Genomic DNA, 24443 nt, shown 5'->3' on the forward strand with positions numbered 1-24443 from the left:
GGTTCGTGCGGGCGCCTTCGGGCAGGGCGGCGCCGTGCTGATGGCGTGGTGACGGCGTGGGCGGGGTGCGGGCGTCGGCGGGATGCGCTCAGGCATCCTTGCGCACGTTTCGGGACCCTCCGCCGAGCAGCAGCTCGCGGAGCAGGGTCTCGGTCGTGCACACCACCGCGCTGCGGGCGGCCCAGCGCAGGGCCATCGCGTGCTCCTCGGCGGAGAAGTCGGCGACGGCGTCGGCGACCACGAAGGGCTGGATGTCGTTCATGAAGGCGTCCGCGGCCGTCAGGAGGACGCCGAGGTGGGCGTGGACCCCGCAGACGATCAGCTGGTCACGCCCCTCCGAGCGCAGCAGCCTCCCCAAGTGGCTGCGCAGGAAGGCGTTGTGGCGCACGTTGGCCAGGACGCGCTCGCCCGGCTGCGGGGTGAGCGGCGGGATGATCGCGGCGGCGTCGGTCCCGTCACCGATGCCCGGCCCCCAGACGTCCGCGGCGAGGCCGCGCTGGCCCGGCGGCTGGGCGGCCGGCTCGGCGGTGAAGACGACCGGAATCCCCAGTGCCGTGGCGAGGGCCCGAAGTGCCGTGATGTTCTCCACGAGTTCCACGACCGGGGACCTGTCCGTCGGGAGTTCCCCCACGAAGTGGTTCTGCATGTCGTGGACCAGGAGTGCGGCGCGGCCGGGGTCGATGGCCCAGGACGCGCTGGAGCGGGGCAGGGCGGCGCGATCGGGCATGGGATAGGAGCCGATGGCCGGCAGACCCATGATGATCCCCTCCCCTGATGCCGTGCATGGGGCCCCACACGGGGGCTCTGTGTACTTAGCTTAGCCTAACCTAATTTCCGATGATCCCGCTCGCACGGCCCGCATGGAGCGGCCCCGGACGCGCCGCGAGCGCGGTGCGTCCGGGGCCGTACACCGTTTCCCCGCAGGGACGTTCACCGGGCCGGGCGGTCCCGGTCAGGCTTCGACGGCCGCCGCGAGGGAGCGGGGGCGCAGGTCGGTCCAGCTCGACTCGATGAACTCCAGGCACGCGTCGCGGGTGGTCTCGGCGAGGGCGACCGTCCATCCGCCGGGAGCCTCGGCGAAGGAGGGCCAGAGGGAGTGCTGACCCTCGTCGTTCACCAGGACCAGGAAACGGCCGTCGGCATCGTCGAACGGGTTGGTGCTCATACTGGGGTTCCTCCAGGAGCCCGATGGGACCGGCGGGTGGCCTCGGCGTGCGGCGCGCGGCGCGCGCAGTCCGACAGCGGGCGCCGTGCCCGTGGGAAAGGTCGATCGGGAATGAAGAGAGCCATGCACTTAGGTTAGGCTCGCCTAATTATAGAGCTTAACGTTTCCCCTTCCCCCTCACAAGGAGGCACCGATGCCTGCACTCGAACGGATCCTGGCCGAGGACGGCTCGGACAGCCCCTTCGCCGCGTTCGGCCTGCCCGCAGCGCCCGGCACCGACGAGTTCTGGGCGGCCGCGACTCCCGCGTCCGCGCCTGCCGGCGACGGCGGTTGGGTCACCCTGTTCCTGTGGCGCGGCACCCCGACGGTCATCGACTTCGAGAGCTGGTCGGACCCGGTCGTGCTGCTCCGGTGGCGCGACACGGACTGCTGGTACGCCGAGGTGCGCATGCCCGCACGGCTCCGGGTGACCTACCGGTTCCTCGCGGATGACGGATCGTCGTACCCCGATCCGCTCAACCCCCTCCGGGCCGGCGGCGACCGCTCCATCGTGGCCACCCCCGACGCCCCGCCCCAGCCGTACTGGCCGGCCGTGGGCGCCGACGACGTACTGCCCCTGCCGCGCACCCGGATCCGCTGGGCGAGCGAACGGCTCGGCGGCAAGCGCACCGTACGGGTCCACCCGGTGGGCGGCGGCGGACCGGTGGTCCTGCTGCTCGACGGGGACGACTGGCTGTACCTGCACCCGGCCATGACGGCCTTCGACGCGGCCTTCGAGGCCGGCGACATGCCCCCGGCCACGCTGGTGTTCCTGCCCACCAAGGACCGCCAGGCGGAGTTCGGTTGCCGGCCCGAGCTGTGGGAGGCGGTACGGGACGAACTGCTGCCCCTCGTCGCCGACAGCGGGGTCCCCGCGGACCTCGGCCGGGTGGTGGTCGCCGGGCAGAGCCTCGCCGGTCTGAGCGCGATGTACGCGGCACTGGAGTTCCCGGAGCTGGTGTCCCGGGTCGCCTGCCAGTCGGGGTCGTTCTGGTGGACCCCGGAGGCCGCCGGCCTGCCGGACCCGCTGGGCGGTCCGCGCGGCGGCGCCATCGCCGCACGGCTGCGCGAGCGCCCCGCCCCGTCCGGGCTGCGCATCGCCTTCGACCTGGGCGAGCACGAGACGCGCATGCTCCCCCACTGCGAACTGGTCGAATCCCTCACGGAACAGGCCGGTGCGACCGTACGGGTCTCCAGGTCGGCATCGGGCCACGACCGGGCGGGCTGGCGGCAGGCCCTGCTCAGGGACGTCGCCTGGGCGCTGGCCTGAGCACCCGACGACGAAGGGGGCCTGGTTGCCCGGCGGATCCGCCGGGCAACCAGGCCCCCTTGCCGTTCACCGGCTCACGAGGTCACCGCGTGACCGCCGCGCAGTACGCCGGGTCGTTGGCCAGCAGGTGGCGGTGCGTCCCTTCGGCCGTGACCACCCCGTCGTCCAGGACGAGGACCCGGTCGGCCGCGTCCAGCAGGGCCGGGCTGCTGGTGATGACCACGGTAGTGCGGCCCCGGCGCAGCTCCGCGATCTTGCGGGCGACGAGCTGCTCGGTGACCGCGTCCACGGCGGTGGTCGGGTCGCGCAGCACGAGCACGTCGGAGTCCGCGGCCAGCGCCCGGGCCAGGGAGAGCCGCTGGCGCTGCCCGCCGGAGAGGTTCGAACCGCGGTCGCGGACCTCGTAGTCGAGCCCCTGCCGGTGCAGGGCGACGACATCGGTCAGCATGGACGCCTCGACGGCCTCGGGGACCGTCCGGCTGGTGCCCGACGGGTCGATGTTCGTACGGAGGGTTCCCGCGAAGATCTCCCCGTCGTACGGGTTCACCAGCATGAGCTCGCGGACCGCCTCGACCGACAGGTCCGCGAGGTCCTGCCCGCCGAGCCGCACCGTGCCGCCGTACGCGGTCGGCGGCACGTTCACCGCGAGGATCGAGGCGAGTTCGGCCGCCGCGCGCGGCTGGTAGACCGCGATCGCCGTGAACTGGCCCGCCGGGACGTGGAACTTCAGGCCCTGGAGGGATTCGTACCGGACGCAGTCGATCTCCAGGTCCCCGCCCGGTGCCGGGCGGGCCGTCCCCGGGGCCGCCACCGGCGGGGCGGACAGCACCAGGGCCATCCGCTCCGCCGAAGCGCGGGCCATCATCACGTACTTGGGCATGTCCGAGAACAGCCGGAGCGGCTCCATGATGAACTGCGCCAGGCCCACGGCCATGACGAGCTCGCCGATGCTGATCTGCCCGTCGAAGGCCAGCCAGCCGGCGGTCAGGGTCACCGCGGCGGCGAGGGTGGAGTTCAGGGCCAGCGCGGTGCCCGTGTAGGCGCCGTTCACCTTGGCGACCGTGATCGCCTGCTCCTTGGCCTCCGTGCTGACCTTGCGGTAGGAGCGGAAGGCCGCGTGGTTGCCGCCGAAGCCGTGCAGCGGGCGCAGGCCCGTGATCAGGTCGGCGACCTTCGCACCGGCCCGCGCCACCCGGGCCTGCTGCTCCTGGGTGCTGCTGCCGATCCGCTTCGACATCACGCTGAGGGTCGACAGGATCAGCGCCGTGCCGACCATGACGAGCAGGCCGAGCCGCAGGTCCGCCAGGCTCAGCGCGACCGCCGCGACCAGCACCGCGACCGAGGAGCTGATCAGCATCGGAACGACCTCGACGATGTCGGCGGTCTGGTCGGCGTCCTCGGTGGCGATGGTGAGCACCTCGCCGGACTTCAGGTCCACGTCCCGGGCCACCGGCTGGAGGCCGCAGGACGCGACCCGCACCCTCCAGTGGTGGGCCTCGGTCGTGTTGGCCTTCTGCAGGATGCGCATCCCGTACCGCCACGACAGCGACACCGTCGTGATGATCACGGCCAGCGCGGCGATCGAGAGGGCGAGGGCCGTCAGGCTCCGCCCCTTCATCGTGTGGTCGACGATCAGGCCGAGCGCGATCGGGAAGGCCGTCTCGCCCGCCTGGTACAGGCCCATGAGGACGGTGCCCCAGACCATGGCGCCGACGTTGCGCCGTATGGCGGTCCGGAGGATGTCGGATCCCGCGCGGCGGGATCCGTGGACGTCAGGAGTTGTCATCAAGGTGCCGGGCAATCGCTTCGGGGGTTCGCAGGGTGAGCAGGTCGCGGATGGTGATCGTCGGGCCGAATTCACGGCGCAGGAGGCCGACCAGGCGTACGGCCAGCATGGAGTGTCCTCCGAGGGACACGAAGTCGCTCACGGCGCTCACCTCGTCGTCGTCCAGGTCCAGGGCTTCGGCGAAGAACTCGCAGACCAGGACCTCGGTCTCGGTCTCCGGGCCGCGCTCGCCCGAAGTGGTCAGCGCGCCCAGCGGCCTGGGCTCCGGCAGGGCCTTGGTGTCGGCCTTCCCGTTGACCGTGAGCGGGATGGCGTCGACCTGAGCGTAGTGCGTCGGGCGCATGTAGTCCGGCAGTCCGGTGCCCGCCTCGGCGGCGACCGCCGCCAGGTCGGCGCCGGCCTCCAGTACGAGGTACGCGGCCAGCCGGTAGGCGCCGTCGACCTGCGGGTCGGGCTGGGCGACCGCGGCCGTGAACCGTACCGCCCCGTGCGCGGCGAAGGCGGCCTCCACCTCGCCCAGCTCCACGCGGTGGCCGCGGATCTTGACCTGCTGGTCGGTGCGGCCGAGGTACATCAGGTTCCCGTCCGGCCGGCGGACCACCAGGTCGCCGGTACGGTACATGCGCTCGCCGGGCGCCCCGAACGGGGAGGCCACGAACCGGTGCGCGGTCTGGGCCGGCTGGCCCAGGTACCCGCGGGCGATGCCGATTCCGGAGACGTAGAGCTCACCGGGAACCCCGTCCGGCAGCGGCCGCAGCCACGGGTCCAGGACGAACACCTCGGTGTTGTCGATGGCCACGCCCACCACCGGGTCCTGGCACTCGAAGGTGCCGACGCCCAGGGTGTTGATGGTGTATTCGGTGGGTCCGTACAGGTTGTAGCCGACGGTGCCCTCGGTCTCGGCGAGCCGCTGCCAGAGGGTCGGGGTGACCGCCTCGCCGCCCAGGAGCACCAGCGCGGGGCGCCGGTCCGGGTTGTCGAGGAGGCCTTCGGCCGCCAGCTGCTGCGCGTAGGTCGGGGTCACGTTGATGACGTCGATCCCGTGCTCACGGCAGTAGTCGACCAGGGCGGGTGCGTCGCGGCGCAGTTCCTCGTCGCAGATGTGCACCTCGTGGCCGTCGGCGAGCCACAAGAGCTCCTCCCACGACATGTCGAAGGCGAAGGACACGGTGTGCGCGATCTTGAAGATCCGGTTGCCGTGCTCCGCCAGCACCGGTTCGAAGATGCGGCGCTGGTGGTTGATCAGCATGTTGGTGAGGCCGGCGTACTCGGTCACGACGCCCTTGGGCTTGCCCGTCGAACCGGAGGTGTAGATCGTGTACGCCGGGTACCGCAGCCGGTTGGCGTCCTGCGGCGCGAACGTCACGAACGGCTCGGCCTCCGGGAGGGGCCGGTCCAGCTCGATCAGGTCGCCGGTTTCGATCAGGTCGCCGGTCAGCCGGGGCGAGACGGCGCTGACGGTGAGGATCACCTCGGGCCGGGCGTCCGCGACGATCGTGGCGATCCGCTCGTCCGGGTGGTCCAGCTCCAGCGGTACGTACGCGGCTCCGGTGCGCAGTACGGCGAACAGCGCGACGATCCAGTCCAGTGTGCGCGGGATCGCCAGGCCCACCGTCTTCTCCGGGCCGATGCCGCGCCCGGCGAGCACCCCCGCCAGCAGGCGGCTGCGGTCACGGAGTTCGGCGAAGGTCATGCTCCGGCCGTGCGCGACGAGCGCGACCCGGTCGGGTGCGCGGTCCGCCGCCCGGTCGAAGCGGTCGACCACCGTGTCGGTGCCGATGTCCGTGCGGTCGGCGGGTGCGGGCACCGGTCCGAGGCCGGGCAGCGCGCCCACCGGTCCGGTGGAGCGGGCCAGGTCCTGGAGCAGGCCGACGTAGTCGTCGAGGAGGCGGCGGGCGCCGTCGGAGTCGCCGTGGCGGTGCTCCAGCTTGACGGTGAGCCGGTCGCCGGGGGTGACGACCCAGGTGAACGGGTAGTGGGTGGAGTCGTCCGACTTCACCTCGGTGATGCCGTGGCGGGCGTTCATCTCGGCCAGCCCGTCCAGGTCCAGGAAGTTCTGGAGCACGAACAGGTTGTCGAAGAGGGTGTCGTGGCCGCTGGCCCGCTGGATCTCGCCGAGCCCCAGGTGCTCGTGCTCCATCGCGTCGACCCGGGCCGCCTGTACGGAGGCCAGGTACTCCGCGACCGAGTCCTCGGGCCGGGCCCGCGTCCACATGGGCACGGTGTTGAGGAGCACGCCGACGATGTCGGACAGGTTCTCGCCCTCGCGGCCGGAGACGGTCACGCCGAACACGGCGTCGCTGCGGCCGGTGTGGGCGCCGAGCAGCAGGCCGAAGGCTCCCGTGAGGACCGAGTTGAGGGTGACTCCGTGCGCCCTGGCCGTCTCCCGCAGCAGCTGCGACTGTTCGGCGGTCAGGGTGTGCAGCAGCGCGGGCGGCAGCTCGTCCGAGAGGGACGGCGCCGGGCCGGCGAGCAGCGTCGGGCCGGAGAGACCGGTCAGGTGCTCGGCCCAGAACCGCTCCGAGACGGCCGGGTCCTTGGCGGCGAGCGATCGGGCGTGGTCCTCGAAGCCCGGCACGGCCGGGGCCGTGGACGGCTGCTCACCGTCGAGCAGGGCCCGGTAGGCCTCGAACAGGTCGCGGAGCACGATCGCGCGGGACCAGCCGTCCCACAGCAGCAGGTGGTAGCTGAGGAGCAGTCCGTCACGGCCGTCGGGCAGCCGGATCACGGTCAGCCGGATCAGCGGCGGCTCGGCCGGGTCGAAGCCGGTGTTGCGGTCACGGACGCGCAGGGCTTCGACTTCCTCCTCGGTCGACAGCTCGACCGTGTGGACGCCGACCCGGCGGCCCGCCTTGAGGATCTGGACCGGGTTGCCGTCCTCGTCGGTGGTGAAGCCGGCGCCGACGACCGGGTGCCGGGCCATGACCACGGCCATGGCCTCGGTCAGCGCCTCGGTGTCGAGGCGGTGGTCGAGGGCGAAGTAGCTCTGCGCGACGTAGTGCCCGGCCGTGCCCGCCAGCTGGGCCTGGAAGAACAGGCCCCGCTGCAGGGCGGTGACCGGCGCCGTGCGCTCGGCCGTCACGGAGGCATCCGCGAGGGTTTCCAGGGCGTGCAGCCAGTGCGCGGTGATCTCGTCGGGGATCTCCTCGGCGAGGGTGAAGGTCGCGTGCAGGCTGCCGGTGGCCGCGTCGGTCCAGGCGTTGACCTCGACGGCGTACGGGCTGCCCTGGTCGCCGCCGGTGATGTGCAGGGCACGGGACTCGCTGCCCCGGCCGAGGTAGTTGAAGAGCACCTGCGGGCGGGCGGTCAGCAGCGGGGCCGTCTGCGGGTTGAGGTAGCGCAGCCGGCCGTAGGCGAGGTGCCCGGACTCGTCGGGCTGCCGCTCGGCGAGTTCGCGGGCCGCCGCGACGGGGTCGGTGTGCGCGGTGAGCCGGACGGGCGCGATGGCGGTGAACCAGCCGACCGTACGGGTGTAGTCGTGGTGCTCCAGTACGGACACCCGGCCGTGCCGCTCCAGCTCGATCGCGAGATCGGTGGGCGCCGGCTGGATCCGCGTCAGGGCGGTGCGCAGGGCGCCGCACAGCAGCTCGGTCAGGGCGACGCCGAGGGCCGCGGGGGCGGTGCGCGTCACCCGGTCGCTGGCCTCGGGGCCGAGGACCACGGTGGTGTCGCGCAGCGCGCCGGACGCGGGCAGCAGCGGGGGCGCCTGGAGGGTGTCGACCCAGTGCCCGAGGTCGTCGGCGCCGGCGGCGGACCGCAGGGTCAGCGCGTCGGCGTACTCGGCGTAGGAGGTGGTCGCCGGTGCGAGGGTCTCCCCGCGCAGGGCGGCGGCCAGGTCGTCCAGCAGGATCAGCCAGGACACCGAGTCGACCGCGATGTGGTGCACGGTGACCACCAGGGTGCCGGTCGCCGCGAGCCAGGTGAAGGCGGCGACCTCCCCGGTCCCGGGGTCGAGCCGTCCGGCGGCCTCGTTCGCGGCGACCGTGGCGTCGGCCGTGTCCGCGCGGACGACGGTGGCCCCGCGGGCGGGTTCGGTGCGCAGGGTCCACACGCCGTGCCCGGTGTTCAGGCGCATCCGCAGGGCCGGGTGGGCGGCCAGTACGGCGGTGGCGGCGCGCTCGATGTCGGCGAAGGCGGCGCCTTCGGCCACGTCCACGGTCCTGGCCTGGGCGAACCGGTCGAGTGAGCCGCCCAGTTCGCGCTGGCGCAGGATGATCGGCGTGGGCGCGAGCGGGCCGTCCTCACGGCGCGCGGGGACCGCGGCGGTGGCCGGGGTCTGCGGCGCACGCGTGCCCAGGAGCTCCACGAGGGCGCGCGGCGTCTTCAGGAGGAACACGTCGCGGGGTGCGATCGGCAGGCCGAGCGCCCGGGCGCGGTTGACCACGGTGATGGCGACGATGCTGTCGCCGCCGGCTCCGAAGAAGTCGGTGTCGGCGTCGGCGGCCGGGTGGGACAGGGTGTCGGCGAAGATGCCGATCAGCGAGGCGAGCTGCGAACCGCCGCTCGCGCCGCCGGCCACCGGGGTGTCGTCCTGCGCGGCCGCCGCGATCAGGGCCTTGCGGTCCAGCTTGCCGTTGACGGTCAGCGGCAGGGCGTCCACGGTCAGGACCCGGCCCGGCACCATGTGCACGGGCAGCTTCTCGGCGAGGAGGGCGGAGAGTTCGCCGGGTACCCGGCCCACGACGTGCGCGACCAGGTGGTCGCCGCTGCCGGCCACGGTGACGGCCACGTCGACGACGCCGTCGAGGTCGCGCAGCGCGGACTCGACCTCGCCGAGCTCGATGCGGAAGCCCTTGAGCTGCACCTGGTCGTCGGCGCGGCCGGTGAACTCCAGCTCCCCGTCGAGGGTGCGGACGGCCAGGTCGCCCGTGTGGTACATCCGGGAGCCGTCGTTCGCGAACGGGTTCGCGACGAACCGGCCCGCGGTGAGGCCCGGCCGCCCGAGGTAGCCGAGGGAGACCTGGTCTCCGGCCACGTAGATGGCGCCCACCTGCCCCGGCGGCACCGGCCGGAGCCGGTCGTCGAGCAGGTGGGTGGTCAGGCCCGGGATGGGTCCGCCGATGGGGCTCACGTCGTCGCCGAAGGCGAAGTCCTCGTCGGTCAGCACCCGGTGGGTCACGTGGACCGTGGTCTCGGTGATCCCGTACATGTTGACGAGCTCGGGCGAGGCGGCGCCGTGCCGCTCGACCCAGCCGCGCAGCCGGCCGAGGTCCAGGGCCTCGCCGCCGAAGATGACGCGGCGCAGGGCGGGGAGCGGCCGGTCGGCGTGCCGGTCGGCCTCGACGAACTGGTAGAAGGCCGAAGGCGTCTGGTTGAGCACGGTCACGCCGCGCTCGCGGACCAGCCGGTGGAAGTCGACCGGGGAGCGGGTCAGGCCGTAGTCGGGGACGAGTAGCTCGCCGCCGTGCGCCAGGGCGCCCCACAGCTCCCAGACCGCGAAGTCGAAGGAGTAGGAGTGGAACTGGACCCAGACGTCGTCGGGGCCGAAGTCCATGTCGGGCTGGGTGTTGGCGAGCAGCGCCACCACGCTGGAGTGCGGGACGACGACGCCCTTGGGCTTGCCGGTCGACCCGGAGGTGTAGATCACGTACGCGGGGTCGTGCCAGCTAACCTCGGGCGCCGCAGCCGCGTCCCCGGCAGCGGTCTCGGGCGCCGGCTCGTCGCCCTGTACGAGGACGCGTGCGGCGACTCCCGCCCGCTCCAGCAGCTCCGTGAAGCGCTCGCGCTGACCGGGGTCCACGAGGACGGCCTGCGGGGCGGCGTCCGCGAGGACGTACTCCAGCCGGTCGTCCGGGTAGGCCATGTCGAGCGGTACGTACGCGCCGCCCGCGCTGACGATCGCGACCAGGGCGACGATCTGCTCGATGGTGCGCGGGACGGCCACGGCGACGCGCCGGCCCGGCCGGACACCGGCCGTGCGCAGGGCGGCGGCCAGTTCGTTCTTCGCGTCGGCGAGTTCGCCGTAGGTCAGCGAGCGGGTGGTGCCGTCGAGCGCGCACTGGGTGACGGCGGTGGCCGCCGGGTCCCGGTCGGCCGCGGCGTCGAAGAGTGCGCCGAGGGTGGTCGGGGTGATCCGTGCGGGGCTCCTGCCGCCCTCGGGCGCCAGGTCGGCGACCGGGGCGTCCGGCCGGGTGAGCAGCGCGGTGAGGGTGTGCGTGAACCGGTTCAGGATGTCGCGGGCGGTGCTCTCGCGGAGCAGTTCGCCGTCGTAGATCAGGTTGAAGCGCGGGCGTCCGTCGAGGGCCCGCTCCACGACCAGGGTCAGCGGGTAGTGCGGGGCTCCCTCGTTGACGAGGCCGGTGACGGCCAGGGTGTCGCCGGTGCGGCGCAGGGCGGCCACGTCGGTGGCCACGTCGAACACCACGAGCGTGTCGAAGAGGGAGCCGACGCCGGCGAGGCGGCCGATCCGGGCCAGCGAGACGTGCTGGTGCGGCAGGACCGCGCCCTGGTGCTCGCGTACGGAGGCGAGCAGTTCGCCCGCCGTGGTGCCGGCGGCCCACCGTGCACGCAGCGGGACGGTGTTGATGAACAGGCCGACCATGTCCTCGATGCCGGGGACGTCCGCGTCGCGGCCGGAGACCGTGGATCCGAAGACCACGTCGTCGGAGTGCAGGATCCCGCCCAGGGTCACCGCCCAGGCGCTGTGCACGGCCACGCTCAGCGGTACGCCGGCCGAGCGGACGGCGGCGTCGATGTCGAGCCCCGGTTCCACGGAGGTGTCGGCGAACCGGTCGGACGGGGTGTGCTGCCTGGCCACCAGCGAGGGGCCGGGCAGCTCGGCGAGTTCGGCGCCCCACACGCGGTCGCTCTCGTCGGCGTCGCGCTCGGCGAGCCAGCCGACGTAGTCGGGGAAGCCGCTCAGCGGGTAGGTGCTGCCCGGCGCGTGGTACTCCGCGAGCAGCGCGCGCAGCATCGGGGGCACCGACCAGCCGTCGGCGATGATGTGGTGGACGGTCTGCACGAGGACGTCGCGGCCGGATTCCGGGTCGCGGACCAGGGTGAACCGCATCAGCGGGCCGGTGGCCAGATCGAATCCGGCGCGGCGGTCCCGCTCGGCGAGTTCGTGGAGCTCCGCGTCGGTGATGCCGGGCCGCTCCAGGGTGGTGAAGGGGGCCTCGGCGCCGGTTTCCAGTACGGAGACGACGCGGCCGTCGGCGAGGGCCGTGAACCGCGCGGCCAGGTTCGGGTACAGGGTGAGCAGGCGGGTGGCGGCGGTGGCGAGGCGGGCGGGGTCGAGCTCGCCCTCCAGCGTCAGCAGCTGCTGTTCGACGTAGCTGCCGGCGGAGTCGTCGTCGAAGACCGAGTGGAAGTACAGGCCTTCCTGCAGCGGGGTCAGCGGCAGGACGGCGCGCAGCGCGGGGCCGTCCAGGGCGTCTACGTCGGCCTGGGCCAGCCGTACCAGCGGGAAGTCGCTGGGCGAGTGGCCGCCTTCTTCGAGCGCGGCCAGGGCGGTGAGTGCCGCCTGGAAGTACCCGCCGATCGCCTCGATGTCCTCGTCGGTGAACATCCCGTCGGGCCAGGAGACGGTGGTGACGAGCTCGTACTCGCCGGTGGCGGAGGGTTCGGCGATCGCGTTGAACTCCAGGGCGCGCGGCAGGCGCATCCGCGGGTCGCGCTTCTCGCCGAGCTGTCCGGTGGTGCCGGAGAGCTGCCAGTCCCCCGACGCGCCCGCGTCGAAGCGGCCCAGGTAGTTGAAGAGGATCTGGGGTGCCGGCGCGGTGAAGGCGGCGTCGGACAGGTAGCGCAGGGCGCCGTAGGAGACGCCGTTGCTCGGTACGCGGGCCAGGTCTTCCTTGACCGCCTTGAGGGCGGCGGCGAGGTAGCGGGGGTCGGTGAAGTCGCCGGTGGTGCCGGGGTCCACGGTCACCGGGAACAGCGTCGTGAACCAGCCGATGGTGCGCGACAGTTCCGGCTCGACGCCGGCGGCACCCGCCACGTGGCGGCCTTCGCGGCCGTGGCCCTCCAGCTCGATGTGCGCGAAGGTCTGCTCCTGGCCGCGGCCGCGCCGCCAGCGGGCGAGGGTGACGGCGAGCGCGGTCAGCAGGACGTCGTTGACGCCCGCGTGGAACTTCGCGGGGATCTCGCCCAGCAGTGCGGCCGTGGGCTCGGAGCCGACGGTGAAGACCCGGGTCCGCTCCCGCTCGACCGTGTCGGCCCCGGACGGGGCGCGCCTGCCGAGCGGCGCGTCGGGGCCCGGCAGGGGGCGTTCGAAGTAGGCGCGGTCCGCGTCGAATTCGGCGTTTTCCAGGAGCTGGGTCCAGCGGCGGAACGAGGTTCCCACCGCGGGGAGTTCGATGGCCTCACCGGCGGTGAACTGGCGCCATGCCGTGGCCAGGTCCTCCATCAGGACCCGCCAGGACACGCCGTCGACCACCACGTGGTGGGCGACGAGGACCAGTTGGCGGGCCTCGCGGCGCCAGACGGCCCGCAGCATCACGCCGTTGTCCGGGTCCAGTCCTTCGGTTGCGAGGGCGACGCACGCGTCGAGCGGCCCGTCGCTCTCCTGCCAGTCGGCGGTGGCCCCGTGGGCCTCCGGTATGTCGAAGCTCCAGCGGTCCCCGCGGACGAGCCGGGCGCGCAGCATGTCGTGCCGGGTGACGACGGAGTCGAGGATCGGGCCGAGGGCGTCGGCGGTGAGGTCCGCCGGGGTGTTCAGTACGACCGCCTGGACGAAGCCGTCGACGGCGTCCGTGGTCCGGCCGAGCCACTGGACGATGGGCGATCCCGGTACGGGACCGGTCGCGACGTCGGCGTGGTCCACCCGGGCGGCGTCCTCGCGGCCGGCCACGGCCGCCAGGGCGCCCAGGACGCTGTTGGCGAAGATCTGTCCGGCGGTGACGTAGAGGCCCGCCGCGCGCAGGGCGCTGAGCAGCGAGATGGCGAGGATGCTGTCTCCGCCGAGCTGGAAGAAGTCCTGGTCGACGCCGACTTCCTCCAGTCGCAGCACGGAGGCGACGGCCGCGCAGACCGCGCGCTCCTCGTCGGTGGAGGGCCGTACGAACGTCCCGGTCACGACCTCGGGTTCGGGCAGGGCGCGCCGGTCGAGCTTGCCGTTCGCGGTGAGCGGGAACTCGGTCATCACGACGATGTGGGCGGGCACCATGTACTCGACCATGTGCTCGGTGGCCCAGGCCTTGACCTCGTCGGCCCGCAGCTCCGCGGCTCCGGCGGCCGGGATCACGTAGCCGACGAGGTAGGTGCCGCCCGCGCTGTTCTTCTTCGCGATGACGCAGGTGTGCCGTACCTCGGGGTGCTCCGCGAGGCCGGCCTCGACGTCCTCCAGTTCGAGGCGCATGCCGCGGACCTTGACCTGGTTGTCGGCGCGGCCGAGGAAGTCCAGGGAGCCGTCGGGGGCGAACCGGGCGAGGTCGCCGGTGCGGTAGAGGCGGGAGCCGTCGCCTGCGAACGGGTTCGCCACGAAGCGGGACGCGGTCAGTGCGGGTGCGTTCACGTACCCGCGGCCCAGGAGGAAGCCGCCGACGTAGAGCTCGCCGCCGACGCCGACCGGGACCGGGCGCAGTTCGTCGTCGAGGACGTACAGCTGGGTGTTGGGGTTGGCCTTGCCGATCGAGGTCGACAGGCGTTCGGCCTCGCCCCGGTAGATGACGTGGGAGACGCCGATGGTCGTCTCGGCCGGGCCGTAGCCGTGGTACATGGGGATGTCGAGCCGGGTGCGGTAGCGCTCGTACAGCTCGGGGGTGAGCACCTCGCCGCCGCACCACACGTGGCGCAGGCTGTCGAGGCGGTCGGAGTCGCCGGCCATCTCCAGCAGGACGTCCAGCATGGAGGAGACGAGGTAGGTGAAGGTGACGCGGTGCTCGGCGATCACGGCGAGCAGGTGGTGCGGGTCGCGTTCGCCGCCGGGCCGCAGGACCACGAGGCGGCCGCCGCACACCAGCGGGAGGAAGATCTCGTTGATGGATATGTCGAAGGACAGGGGCGCCTTGAACAGCGAGGCGTCGTCGTGGCCGAAGCCGAGGATCTCGTTGACCTGCCACAGCAGGCGCTCGCTGATCGCCTCGTGCCGGATCATCGCGCCCTTGGGGCGGCCGGTGGAACCGGACGTGAAGATCACGTAGGCGAGGGAGTTGCCGTGCGCGGTGATTCCGGTGTCCCCGGCGGGCTGGTCGGCGTACCGCCAGTCGTCGAGGTCGACGGCCACGGCGGCCGGTTCCGCGGGGTCGTGTGCGCCGGAGTCGTTCAGCTGCACCACGACCCGCGCGTCGTCGATGACGACGGCGCGGCGCGCGGCGGGCCACTGGGGGTCGAGCGGGACGAAGGCGCAGCCGGCCTGGAGCACGCCGAGCAGGCCGATGACCATGTCGGCGGAGCGGCCCAGCGAGATGCCCACGACCTGCTCGGAGCCGAGTCCGCGGCCGATCAGGTGGTGGGCCAGCTGCGCGGACAGCTCCGCCGCCTGGCGGTAGGTCAGCGAGCGGTGTTCGTCGATGATGGCGACCGCGTCCGGCCTGAGCCTCGCCTGCTCGCGGAACATCTCCACGATGGTCGGCCGGACCCGGTCGGCCGCGTTGTCGTTCCACCCGGCGAGGGTTCCCAGTCGCTCCGCCACGCCGGTCGGGCTGATGGTGCCGATGGGCCGGTCGGGGAAGTCCGCCAGGTCGTCCAGCGCGAGCTGGGCGTCGGACTGCCGGACGCTCCCGGGGACCGCGATGGCCCAGCCGTCCGGAGCGGCCTCGCCGGTCTCCCAGCCACCGGGCGCGCGTCCGCCGTTGTCGACCCATCCCAGGACGTCCGCGAAGAGCGTGCCGGGGGTCAGGTCGATTCCGTCGGGGCTGACGCCCGTCGCCCAGTACGACAGTCCGATGGCACAGGCCTCGGCGATGGTCCGGTCGGAGTATCCGCCGGTACGCCGGCGCACGTCTGCCAGGCGCGTAGGAGAGATCAGCACGAGACGAGCGCTCGGTTCCATCATTTGAAGACTCAACACCCTTCCAAGGTACGAAGGCTAGCCTAACCTAAATTAGGGTGACCTAACTAGCGTCTCTCCAGGCCCGCCAGAGTCGCGCGTAGCGGCCGCCCAGGGCCACCAACTCCTCGTGCGTGCCCAGCTCCACGACGCGTCCCGCATCCAGCACGGCGATCCGGTCGGCCGCCACCGCCTGGGTCAGCCGGTGGGCCACGAAGAGCGTGGTCCGCCCGGCGCAGGCCGCCAGTACGGCCCGTTCCAGCTCGGCGGCGCCTTCGCTGCCCGCCTCCGCGGTCGACTCGTCGAGCACCACCACGGGTGCCCGGCCCAGCACCAGCCGGGCCAGGGCGACTTGGGCCACCTTGGTGCCGTCGAGCCGCGCACCGCCCTCGCCGACCTCGGTGTCCAGGCCCTCGGGCAGCGCCTCGACCCACTCGGCCGCCCCTACGGTGCCCAGCGCGGCCAGCAGTTCGGCGTCGGTCGCCTCCGGCGCGGCCAGTCGCAGGTCGTCGGCGAGCGGCCCGGAGAACACGTGCGTCTCCTGGGTCAGGATGCTCACCAGCGCCCTCGCCCCGGCCTCGTCCAGATCGGTGAGGTCGGTCGGCCCGATCCGCACCGAACCGGCCTCCGGGGTCCCGATGCCGGCGATGAGCGCGGCCAGGGTCGTCTTGCCGGCGCCCGTCGCGCCCACCAGGGCCAGTGAGCCGCCCGCCGGGATCGTCAGGCTGACGTCGCTCAGGACCGGCTCATCGGATCCGGGGTAACGGAACGTCAGCCCCTTCACCGTCACCGGGTACGGCTCCACGTCCGCCGGAGCGGCGGTCGCATCACCCACGAGCCGGTCCTGCGTGGACTCCCCCAGCACCCCGACGAGCCGGGTCAGGCTCGCGCCCGACTTCTGGGCCTCGTCGAAGGTGAACATGATCGCGCCCAGCGGGGTGAACAGGCGGTGGAACACCAGCGGCGCGGCCGCCACTTCACCGAGGCTTGCGGAGCCGGTCTCCAGCAGGGCGTAGCCCACCACGAGGATCAGGACCAGGCCGATGAACTCCGCCCGGTTCTCCCGGCCGACGAACCGGCCGAAGAAGTGGAACACCTCGATGCCGAGGTCCCGTACCCGTCGCGAATCCTCGGAGACCTTCTCGCGGAAGGCCTCCTCCAGCCGGTGCGCCCGTACCGTCTCGATGCCGTTGAGGCCGCTGATCAGCGCCTGCGCGCGCTCGGCCTGGGCCACTGCGCGCTTGCGGTAGAGCGGGGCGGAGCGGGGCAAGTACCAGCGCAGGGCCAGCGCGTAGGCCGGCAGGGCGCAGGCGCCGGCCAGGCCGAGTCGCCAGTCGAGGCCGAACATGCCGATCGTGGCGATGGTCACCAGCACCCCCGCGGAGAACACCGTGGGGATGGCCGACCGGATGCCCTTGGACAGGACGGCGACGTCGTCGCCGACCCGGGAGAGCACGTCGCCGCGGCCCACCTGCTCGACCCGGGCGCTGGGCATGCCCAGCACGGCCCGTACGGCGCCTTCGCGCAGGTGCGCGAGCAGGTCGGCGCCGAGCCGCCCGATCAGGTAGGCGGACAGGGCGGTGGCCGCCGCGCCGAGGAGCGCGGCGGCCACCATCCAGGCCCCGATCGTGACCAGGACCGAACGCGGTTCGCCCCCGGTCACCGCGTCGACCACCCGGCCGAGCAACAGGACGGGGAGCATTTGGAGAGCCGCCCCGGCGACCGTGCTGAGTACGGCGCCGGACGTCAGCCAGGGCATCGTGCGGCAGTTGGCCGCCACCCATCGGGCCGCTTCACGTCCGGTCGTCGTACGCAGGGTTGCCGGGGCGACCCGAATTTCCGTGGTGCTCACACCTAGCCGACCGACTTGACGAGCTCGTCGATGGCGAAGGGCAGGGCGGGCAGGGTGGCCTGCGACATGGCCGCGCCGGCCGCCGGGCCCTCGCTGTCGAGCAGGTAGGACACCTTGTTGTTCTTGACGACCTTCAGGTTGGCGAAGAGCTCGGACTTCTTCATCGCGTCCGTGTCGGCCTTGTCGTTGATGACGAAGACGCGGTCGACGTCGATGAGGTCCATGCGCTCCGGCGAGAGGGCGAAGGAGAACTTGCCGTCCGAGATCTTGTCGAGCTCGGTCTGGCCCTTGAAGCCCATGCCGGTCAGGAGCTGGCCGCGCACGTCGGTGGTGGTGAAGGGGTTGACCGCGTCCTTGTACCAGGACACCGCGACGGCCGTCTGGGTGGCGAACTCGGGGTGCGCCTTCTTGACCGCGGCGAGCTTGTCCTGGATGCCCTGGACCATCGCCTTGCCCTCGGCCTCCTTGCCGACCGCCTTGGCGACCTGGAGGGCGTTGTCCGACCACGGAGCGCTGAAGGGCTCCTTCTCGGCCTTGGTGCGGCCGACCGTCGGGGCGATCTTCGACAGCTTGTCGTAGGCGGCCTGGTCGACCTCGGAGTACACCGCGATGATCAGGTCGGGGCGCAGGGCCGCGATCTTCTCGAAGTTGGGGCCGGCGTCACCGTTGTTCATGATGACCTCGGGCTTGGTCTCGCCCCACTTGTCCTTCACCCAGGGCCACTGGGTGTTGATGTCGGGGCTCTGACCCGCCGGGTTCGGGTACTGGTCGACCATGCCGACCGGCTTGATGCCGAACGCGAGGACGTTCTGGTCGTCGGTGTAGCCGACGGTGACGACGCGCTGCGGGGCCTTCTTGACCTCGGTGGAGCCGAAGAAGTGCTCGACGGTGACCGGGAACGCACCATTGGCGGCAGGAGACTTGGCGGTGCCTTCCTTCTTGTCCTTGCCGTTGGTGTCGGCCTTCTCGGAGCCGCAGCCGGCAAGGACGCCTACGCCGAGGGCCGCTGCGGACACGGTCGCCGCCAGCTTCAGCCAGGGCTTGTTGCGTGTCGTTCGGTCGAGGAGCATTGCGGGATCCCTTGCTTTCGTACTGTCCACTGCAGCCCCACTTAGGGCAGGCAAACCGTACCCCGGTGAAGTGAGGTAAGCCTAGCCTAAGTGATAACGCTCTGGTTTCAGCTGCCCGCACTCTGGACGTGGGTCCGCCCGATCGGCACGACGAGGGGCCGGTCACCCACCGGATCGTCAATCACCATGGCACGCAGGCCGAATGCCTCGAGCAGCAACTCGGCGGTCAGCACCTCGCGCGGGTGACCCTGCGCCAGGACCGAACCGGCCTTCATCACGATCAGGTTGTCGCTGTAGCGCGCGGCCAGGTTGAGGTCGTGCAGCACCATCACCACGGTGCATCCCGACTCGTGCAGGTCGTCGACCAGGTCGAGCACGTCGACGGCGTGCGCCAGGTCCAGATAGGTCGTGGGCTCGTCGAGCAGCAGCAGATCCGTGCCCTGAGCGAGGGTCATGGATATCCACACGCGTTGACGCTGGCCCCCGGAGAGCGCGTCGACGGGACGGTCGGCCAGGTCGGCCACCCCCGTCATGGCCAGCGCGCGTTCCACGACGGAGGCGTCGTCCGAGGACCACTGGCGCAGCCAGCTCTGATGTGGATGCCGGCCCCTGGCGACCAAGTCGGCCACGGTCAGGCCCTCCGGCGCGACCGGCGCCTGGGGCAGCAGTCCGAGCTTCTTCGCCACGTCCCTGGTCCGCAGCCGGGCGATGTCCTCGCCGTCAAGCACGACCGATCCGCTGGTCGGCTTGAGGAGCCGCGACAGGGTCCGCAACAGGGTGGACTTGCCGCACCCGTTGGGGCCGATGATCGTGGTCACCACCCCCGGCGGGATCGCCACGTCGAGGGAGTCGATGACGGTCCGGTCGCCGTATCCGACCGTGACGCCCCTGGCCGCCAGCCGCGGGACGGCATCGGCCCCGGACTCGGTCTCGGTGATGGACTGAGCGACCACGACTCCCCCTTTATTTAGGCTTGCCTAACCTTTCTATCACCTAGGGCCTGTCGTCAAATTCCCGTCGTCGCCCGAAGGGCGGCCCGCCGCGGGGCAGGCGGGAATTTGACGACAGGCCTTAGCGGCGGTTCGCCCGCACCAGGAGGTAGATGAGGAAGGGGCCGCCGATGGCGGCGGTGACCACGCCGACCGGCAGGGCGATCGGCAGCGCCGTACGGGCGACCAGGTCCGAGCCGATCAGCAGCAGCGCCCCGACCACGGCGGACGCCACCAACGGCGGCGTCGGGGACTTCGTCAGACGGAGCGCCACCTGCGGCGCCACCATGGCGACGAACGGGACCGGTCCGGCGGCGCTCACCGCGAAGCCGGCCAGGAGCACCGCGCACAGCAGCAGGACGGCCCGTACCAGCGAGAACCGGACGCCGAGGCCGGCGGCCACGTCGTCGCCGAAGTGCAGCGGCTTGAACTGGAAGGCGACGCACGCCACGACCACCGCGAGGGCGAGCGTGCCCCACAGGGCCACCCCCACCTCGTCCCACGAGCGGTTGTCCAGGGAGCCGACCAGCCACGCCTGGGCCCGCGCCACGTCCCTGATGTCGGCGGTGACCAGCAGCCAGGTCGTGATCGCCTCCATCACGGCGCTCACGGAGAGGCCGATCAGGATGAGCCGGAAGCCGTCGACCCCGCGCCGCCACGCCAGGAAGTACACCAGCAGCCCCGTGCCGAGGCCTCCCGCGAGCGCCGCCCCGGACAGCCCCACGGAGCCGACGACCGCGGCCGTGGCCCCGCCCGACACCGTCACCAGGCACACCGCGACCGCGCTGGCGCCTCCGGTGATCCCGAGGATGTCCGGACTGGCCAGCGGATTGCGGGCGATGGACTGGGTGATCGCCCCGGACATGCCCAGCGCGATGCCCACGACGAGCCCGGCCAGGGCCCGCGGCATGCGCAGGTCCATGATCACGAACTGGTCGACCTGCTCGCCGCCGCCGAAGAGGGTGGCCACCACCTGCGACAGCCCGAGGGGGAAGTCCCCCACGGCGATGGACAGGCAGAACAGCAGGAAGGCCGCCGCCGTCAGCAGCAGCGTGACCAGCACGATCCTGGGCCGCCAGACGAACGACATGCCGCCGAGCCGCACACCGGGCGCCACCGAGGGCTTCCCGGCGGGCTTCACCACTGTCACGTCCATGTTCATGCGCTCTTGAACTTTCCCCGCCACACCAGGACCGCGAAGAACGGGGCGCCGAGGAGAGCGACGAGGACGCCCGCGTCCAGCTCCCCCGGCCGCACCACGACGCGTCCCACGATGTCGCAGACCAGAAGGACGACCGCGCCGAGCAGGCCCGCGTACGGCACCAGCCAGCGGTAGTCGGGCCCGGCCAGATAGCGGGCCAGGTGCGCCACCATCAGCCCGAGGAAGGCGATGGGGCCGCACGCCGCCGTGGCCGCGCCCGCCATCAGGGTGATGGCGATGATGCCGACGATCCGGATCAGCGTGATGTTCACGCCCAGTCCCCGCGCCACGTCGTCGCCCAGGTTGAGCAGGTTGACGGAGGGCAGGGTGGCCAGTGCCAGCACCAGCCCGACCACGATGAAGGCGGTCACCGGCCAGATGACGTCGAAGCCGACGCCGGCCACCGACCCCGCGTTCCAGAACCGCAGGGCGTTCAGCGCCGCCTTGTCCGACAGCGCGACCGCCGTCGTCATCGCCATCAGGAACACCGTGACCCCCTGCCCGGCCAGAGCGAGCGTCAGCGGATTGCCCGCGCCCCGGCCGATGCTCGACAGCCCGAACACCACGACACCGGCGAGCGCGGCGCCCAGGAAGGCGAACCAGACGTACTCGAACGGGTCGGTGAGCCCGAGCAGGGCGATCGCCGACACCACGGCGAAGGAGGCGCCGGTGTTCACCCCGAGCAGACCGGTGTCCGCGATGGGGTTGCGCGTATAGCCCTGGATCAGCGCCCCTCCGACGCCCAGGGCGATGCCCGCCACGATCGCGAGGACCGTACGGGGCACCCGTACCGTCTGCATGATGAGCCGGGCTTCGGAGAGCTTCTGATCGGGATCCGGGTCCGCGAAGAGCCCGTGCCAGGCCTCGGCGGGGCTGAGCGCCCGCGCACCGACCGCGAGGGACACCACGGCGGCGACCGCCAGGACCGCGAGGGTGGCGCCCAGACCCACGATCCGCCGCCGCCTGGCCTGCGCGACGACCCGGGAAGGCGCCGTGCGTTCGACCGCGGGCGGGCCGCCCGCGGGGCGGCGAATACCAGTGGGCACGGACGTTCCTTCTTCGTGGGGCAACTGGTTGCACACTACTGCCGTGCCCCGGGAGCGTGAACGCCCGGGAGCACGGCAGCGGAGGGGTGGGGACCGGTCAGACGGCCGGCTGGCGGGCTCCGCCGGCGGCGCCCCCGGCGACCGGACGGGCCTGGCCGGGCACGGTCTTGGGGTTCCGGTCGAGGATCGAGTCGAGTATCTCCCCGACCCGTACCGCGGTGTTGGACAGCAGGGAGGAGGTGATGCCGTGCGTGTGCTCGGTTCCGCCCTGGAGGTAGATGCCGCAGCTCAGTTCGAGGTCGGTCGACACCCGATAGTCGCGCTCGACGCGGACCCGGCCCTGGTCGTCGCGGTGGCAGCGGTCGGCGACCTCGCCGAGCAGCCCCAGGCCGTCGGCCTGCTGGTAGCCGGTGGCGCACACCACGACGTCGGCGTCGAGCACGCTCTCCTCGCCGGTGACGAGCGACTTGATCGTGGCGCGGACCCCGTCGGCCGTCTCCTCCACGCCCGTCAGGCGCGAGACGTTCAGGAAGCGGAGCCGCTCGGTGCCGAGCACCTTCTCCTGGTAGGACTGCCGGTACAGGTCGTCGATGAGGTCGATGTCGACCACGGAGTAGTTGGTGTTGCCGTGGTAGCCCATCAGCCGCTGCTTCACGTCCTCCGGGGCGGTGAAGTACTCGTCCACCGCCTGCGGGTCGAAGATGCGGTTGGCGAAGCTGCTGTCGTCCGCCGGGCTGTAGCCGTAGCGGGAGAAGACCGCGCAGACCTCGGCCTGCGGGAAGCGGCGGTGCAGGTAGGCCACGTTCTCGGCGGCGCTCTGACCGGCGCCGACCACGACGAAGCGGGTGGGCTCGCCGCCCTCCAGGCCGTCGATCTTCTTCAGCAGGTCGGTGTTGTGCCAGACGTGGTCGGTCCGCTCGACGCCCTCCGGCATGACCGGACGCAGCCCGGTGGAGATGACGAGGTTGCGGGCACGGTGGACGACGACCTCGTCGCCGGAGCGCGCCGTCACGTCGAGGTACTCCACGACGCCGTCGCGCACCACGGGCTCGACGGAGACGACCTGGTGGCCGTACGAGACCATGTCGTCGACCTTGGCGGCGGCCCACTCGAGGTAGTCGTGGAACTCGACCCGGAGCGGGAACAGGTTCTTGTGGTTGACGAAGTCGATCAGCCGGCCCTTCTCCTGCAGGTAGCAGAGGAAGCTGTATTCGCTGGTCGGGTTCCGGAGCGTCACCAGGTCCTTCATGAAGGACACTTGCATCGTCGCGTCGTCGATGAGCATCCCGCGGTGCCACCCGAACCGGGGCTGCTGCTCGAAGAAGTGGGCGGTGACCGCCTCTTGCCTTCCGACGCGCACGTTGTGCTCGCTGAGCGCGATCGCCATGGCGACGTTCGACGGCCCGAAGCCGATACCGATCAGGTCGTGGATCAGTGGTGCGTCGCCAGGAAGAGCCTGTGACATGTCACTCCCATTGGTGCGGGACAGCCGCCTGCCAGGCGTCGTGTCAGGGGTGGGGGAAAGGGGGAGTCCAGGCGCACCGGTGACCGGCAGCCGAGTGGAACTTAGGTAAAGCTAACCTGATCCAGACGGCCTGTCGACCAGACAAACCGGACAACAAGCCCGCACTCGGGTCAATCAAGCCCAGAATCGGGGTTGTTGCGCCGTTAGGTAAGCCTTGCTTTACTTGCCTTTGCTCATTCGCTCTCCCGAGGAGGAACCCCGATGCGGGTCGTCATGTTCGGCTATCAGACCTGGGGCCATCGCACCCTGAAGGCGCTCCTGGACTCCGAGCACGACGTCGTCATGGTCGTGACCCACCCCAAGAGCGAGCACGCCTACGAGAAGATCTGGAGCGACTCGGTCGCCGACCTCGCCGAGGAGCACGGCGTCCCGGTCGTCATCCGCAACCGCCCCGACGACGAGGAGCTGTTCCAGCAGCTCAAGGAAGCCGACGCGGACATCCTCGTCGCGAACAACTGGCGCACCTGGATCCCGCCGCGCATCTACACGCTCCCCCGGCACGGCACGCTCAACATCCACGACTCCCTCCTCCCCAAGTACGCGGGCTTCTCCCCCCTCATCTGGGCCCTCATCAACGGCGAGCCCGAAGTCGGCGTCACGGCGCACATGATGGACGAGGTCCTCGACGCCGGCGACATCGTCATGCAGCGCTCGATCCCCGTCGGCCCGACGGACACGACCACGGACCTGTTCCACAAGACGGTCGACCTGATCGCCCCGGTGACGATCGCCGCCCTCGACCTCATCGCGTCCGGCCGGACGGAGTTCACGAAGCAGGACCGCTCCCAGGCCACCTTCTTCCACAAGAGGGCCGAAGAGGACATCCGCATCGACTGGTCCTGGCCCGCGGAAACCCTGGAACGCCTGATCCGCGCCCAGTCGGCCCCGTACCCGGCCGCCTTCACCTTCCACAAGGGCAAGCGCCTGGAGATCCTGACGTCCGTCGTCTCCGAGGGCCGCTACGGCGGCACCCCGGGCCGCATCTTCTACCGCGAGGGCGAAGGCGTGGTCATAGTCGCCGGCGCGGACGCCCGCACGGGCCAGAACCACGGCCTGTCCATCACGAGCGTCCGCACGGAAGACGGCACGGAACTCCCGGCCACCACCTACTTCAAGTCCATGGGCGGCTACCTCACTTCCCGCCCCTGACCCCCTAAAACCCCGGCCCGCCCCGGACGGTCCCCGGGCGGGCCGGCCTCGCGTGCCGCGCCGCACGGCCGGCTCCCCGCCATTCGGCACACAGACGGAAAACCCAAGAGGGTGGCTTCCCGGATTCCCCGGGAAGCCACCCTCTTGTCGTGCATCAGAATGAATCACTCACCGGGAAGCCACGACGGAGCAAAGGAAATCAATTCCTCGTCCGTAACGCCACCTTCGGTCCAACTCAGCAATTCAAGCTTCTGCTTTACCGACCATCCATACTCTTTCCCAAGAGCGGATGCCGCGTTGATTTTCCTACCGCCATTCTCCCCGAATTCTCGAAGGAAGCCGGCTATGTCGATGATCGACGCACCCGCTCGCTGCAGTCGGCGCGCTTCTGCGACCCAGTCGTCCGTAGTCACCGTCACACCCC

Annotated in this window: 13 protein-coding genes; 2 read left to right on the forward strand and 11 right to left on the reverse strand. The window is 71.6% G+C overall.

Annotated elements, in window-relative coordinates; genetic code table 11:
- Positions 1-88: 88 nt before the first annotated feature.
- Together OG276_RS08050 and OG276_RS08055 are read right to left on the reverse strand one after the other, a co-directional pair.
- On the reverse strand, positions 89-757 hold the full coding sequence (locus tag OG276_RS08050; RefSeq protein ID WP_266903781.1) for an isochorismatase family protein: 669 nt from the start codon (positions 755-757) through the stop codon (positions 89-91).
- A 195-nt stretch (positions 758-952) separates the two neighbouring features.
- Entirely contained in the window at positions 953-1165 is a 213-nt protein-coding gene (locus OG276_RS08055) for an MbtH family protein (RefSeq protein ID WP_266886023.1), read from the reverse strand.
- A gap of 193 nt (positions 1166-1358) precedes the next feature.
- On the opposite strand from OG276_RS08055, the gene OG276_RS08060 reads away from it, so the two are divergent.
- The gene (locus OG276_RS08060; RefSeq protein ID WP_266903782.1) at positions 1359-2474 is read left to right on the forward strand and encodes an alpha/beta hydrolase-fold protein; all 1116 of its coding nucleotides are present in this window, start codon (positions 1359-1361) and stop codon (positions 2472-2474) included.
- Between the two features lie 82 nt (positions 2475-2556).
- Here the strand turns inward: OG276_RS08060 and OG276_RS08065 are convergent, their stop codons facing one another.
- The 8 genes from OG276_RS08065 to OG276_RS08100 all read right to left on the reverse strand — a co-directional run bounded on the left by OG276_RS08065 (position 2557) and on the right by OG276_RS08100 (position 22810).
- Positions 2557-4260, reverse strand: a complete 1704-nt coding sequence (locus OG276_RS08065; protein ID WP_266903783.1) for an ABC transporter ATP-binding protein — start codon at positions 4258-4260, stop codon at positions 2557-2559.
- A complete protein-coding gene (locus OG276_RS08070; protein WP_266903784.1) occupies positions 4247-15193 on the reverse strand; it encodes a non-ribosomal peptide synthetase in 10947 nt (3648 codons plus the stop codon). The genes OG276_RS08065 and OG276_RS08070 overlap by 14 nt, the downstream gene beginning before the upstream one ends.
- Before the next feature lie 58 nt (positions 15194-15251).
- The gene (locus OG276_RS08075; RefSeq protein ID WP_266903785.1) at positions 15252-17039 is read right to left on the reverse strand and encodes an ABC transporter ATP-binding protein; all 1788 of its coding nucleotides are present in this window, start codon (positions 17037-17039) and stop codon (positions 15252-15254) included.
- A 2-nt stretch (positions 17040-17041) separates the two neighbouring features.
- Entirely contained in the window at positions 17042-18109 is a 1068-nt protein-coding gene (locus tag OG276_RS08080; protein ID WP_266903786.1) for an iron-siderophore ABC transporter substrate-binding protein, read from the reverse strand.
- Positions 18110-18216: 107 nt separating this feature from the next.
- Positions 18217-19062: an ABC transporter ATP-binding protein gene (locus OG276_RS08085; RefSeq protein WP_266903787.1), complete on the reverse strand. Its 846-nt coding sequence runs from the start codon at positions 19060-19062 to the stop codon at positions 18217-18219.
- Positions 19063-19180: 118 nt separating this feature from the next.
- Positions 19181-20254 (reverse strand): iron chelate uptake ABC transporter family permease subunit, encoded by a 1074-nt coding sequence (locus OG276_RS08090; protein WP_266903788.1) that lies wholly within the window; start codon positions 20252-20254, stop codon positions 19181-19183.
- A gap of 2 nt (positions 20255-20256) precedes the next feature.
- On the reverse strand, positions 20257-21252 hold the full coding sequence (locus OG276_RS08095; RefSeq protein ID WP_266912611.1) for an iron ABC transporter permease: 996 nt from the start codon (positions 21250-21252) through the stop codon (positions 20257-20259).
- Positions 21253-21442: 190 nt separating this feature from the next.
- Positions 21443-22810, reverse strand: coding sequence for a lysine N(6)-hydroxylase/L-ornithine N(5)-oxygenase family protein (locus OG276_RS08100; RefSeq protein WP_266903789.1), 1368 nt, complete (start codon positions 22808-22810; stop codon positions 21443-21445).
- Between the two features lie 261 nt (positions 22811-23071).
- On the opposite strand from OG276_RS08100, the gene OG276_RS08105 reads away from it, so the two are divergent.
- Positions 23072-24019 (forward strand): methionyl-tRNA formyltransferase, encoded by a 948-nt coding sequence (locus OG276_RS08105; protein ID WP_266903790.1) that lies wholly within the window; start codon positions 23072-23074, stop codon positions 24017-24019.
- 164 nt (positions 24020-24183) lie between these two features.
- On the opposite strand, the gene OG276_RS08110 is transcribed toward OG276_RS08105, so the two are convergent.
- Entirely contained in the window at positions 24184-24432 is a 249-nt protein-coding gene (locus OG276_RS08110; protein WP_266903791.1) for a hypothetical protein, read from the reverse strand.
- Positions 24433-24443 lie beyond the last annotated feature (11 nt).

Source organism: Streptomyces sp. NBC_00086, assembly GCF_026343255.1.
Classification (GTDB): domain Bacteria; phylum Actinomycetota; class Actinomycetes; order Streptomycetales; family Streptomycetaceae; genus Streptomyces.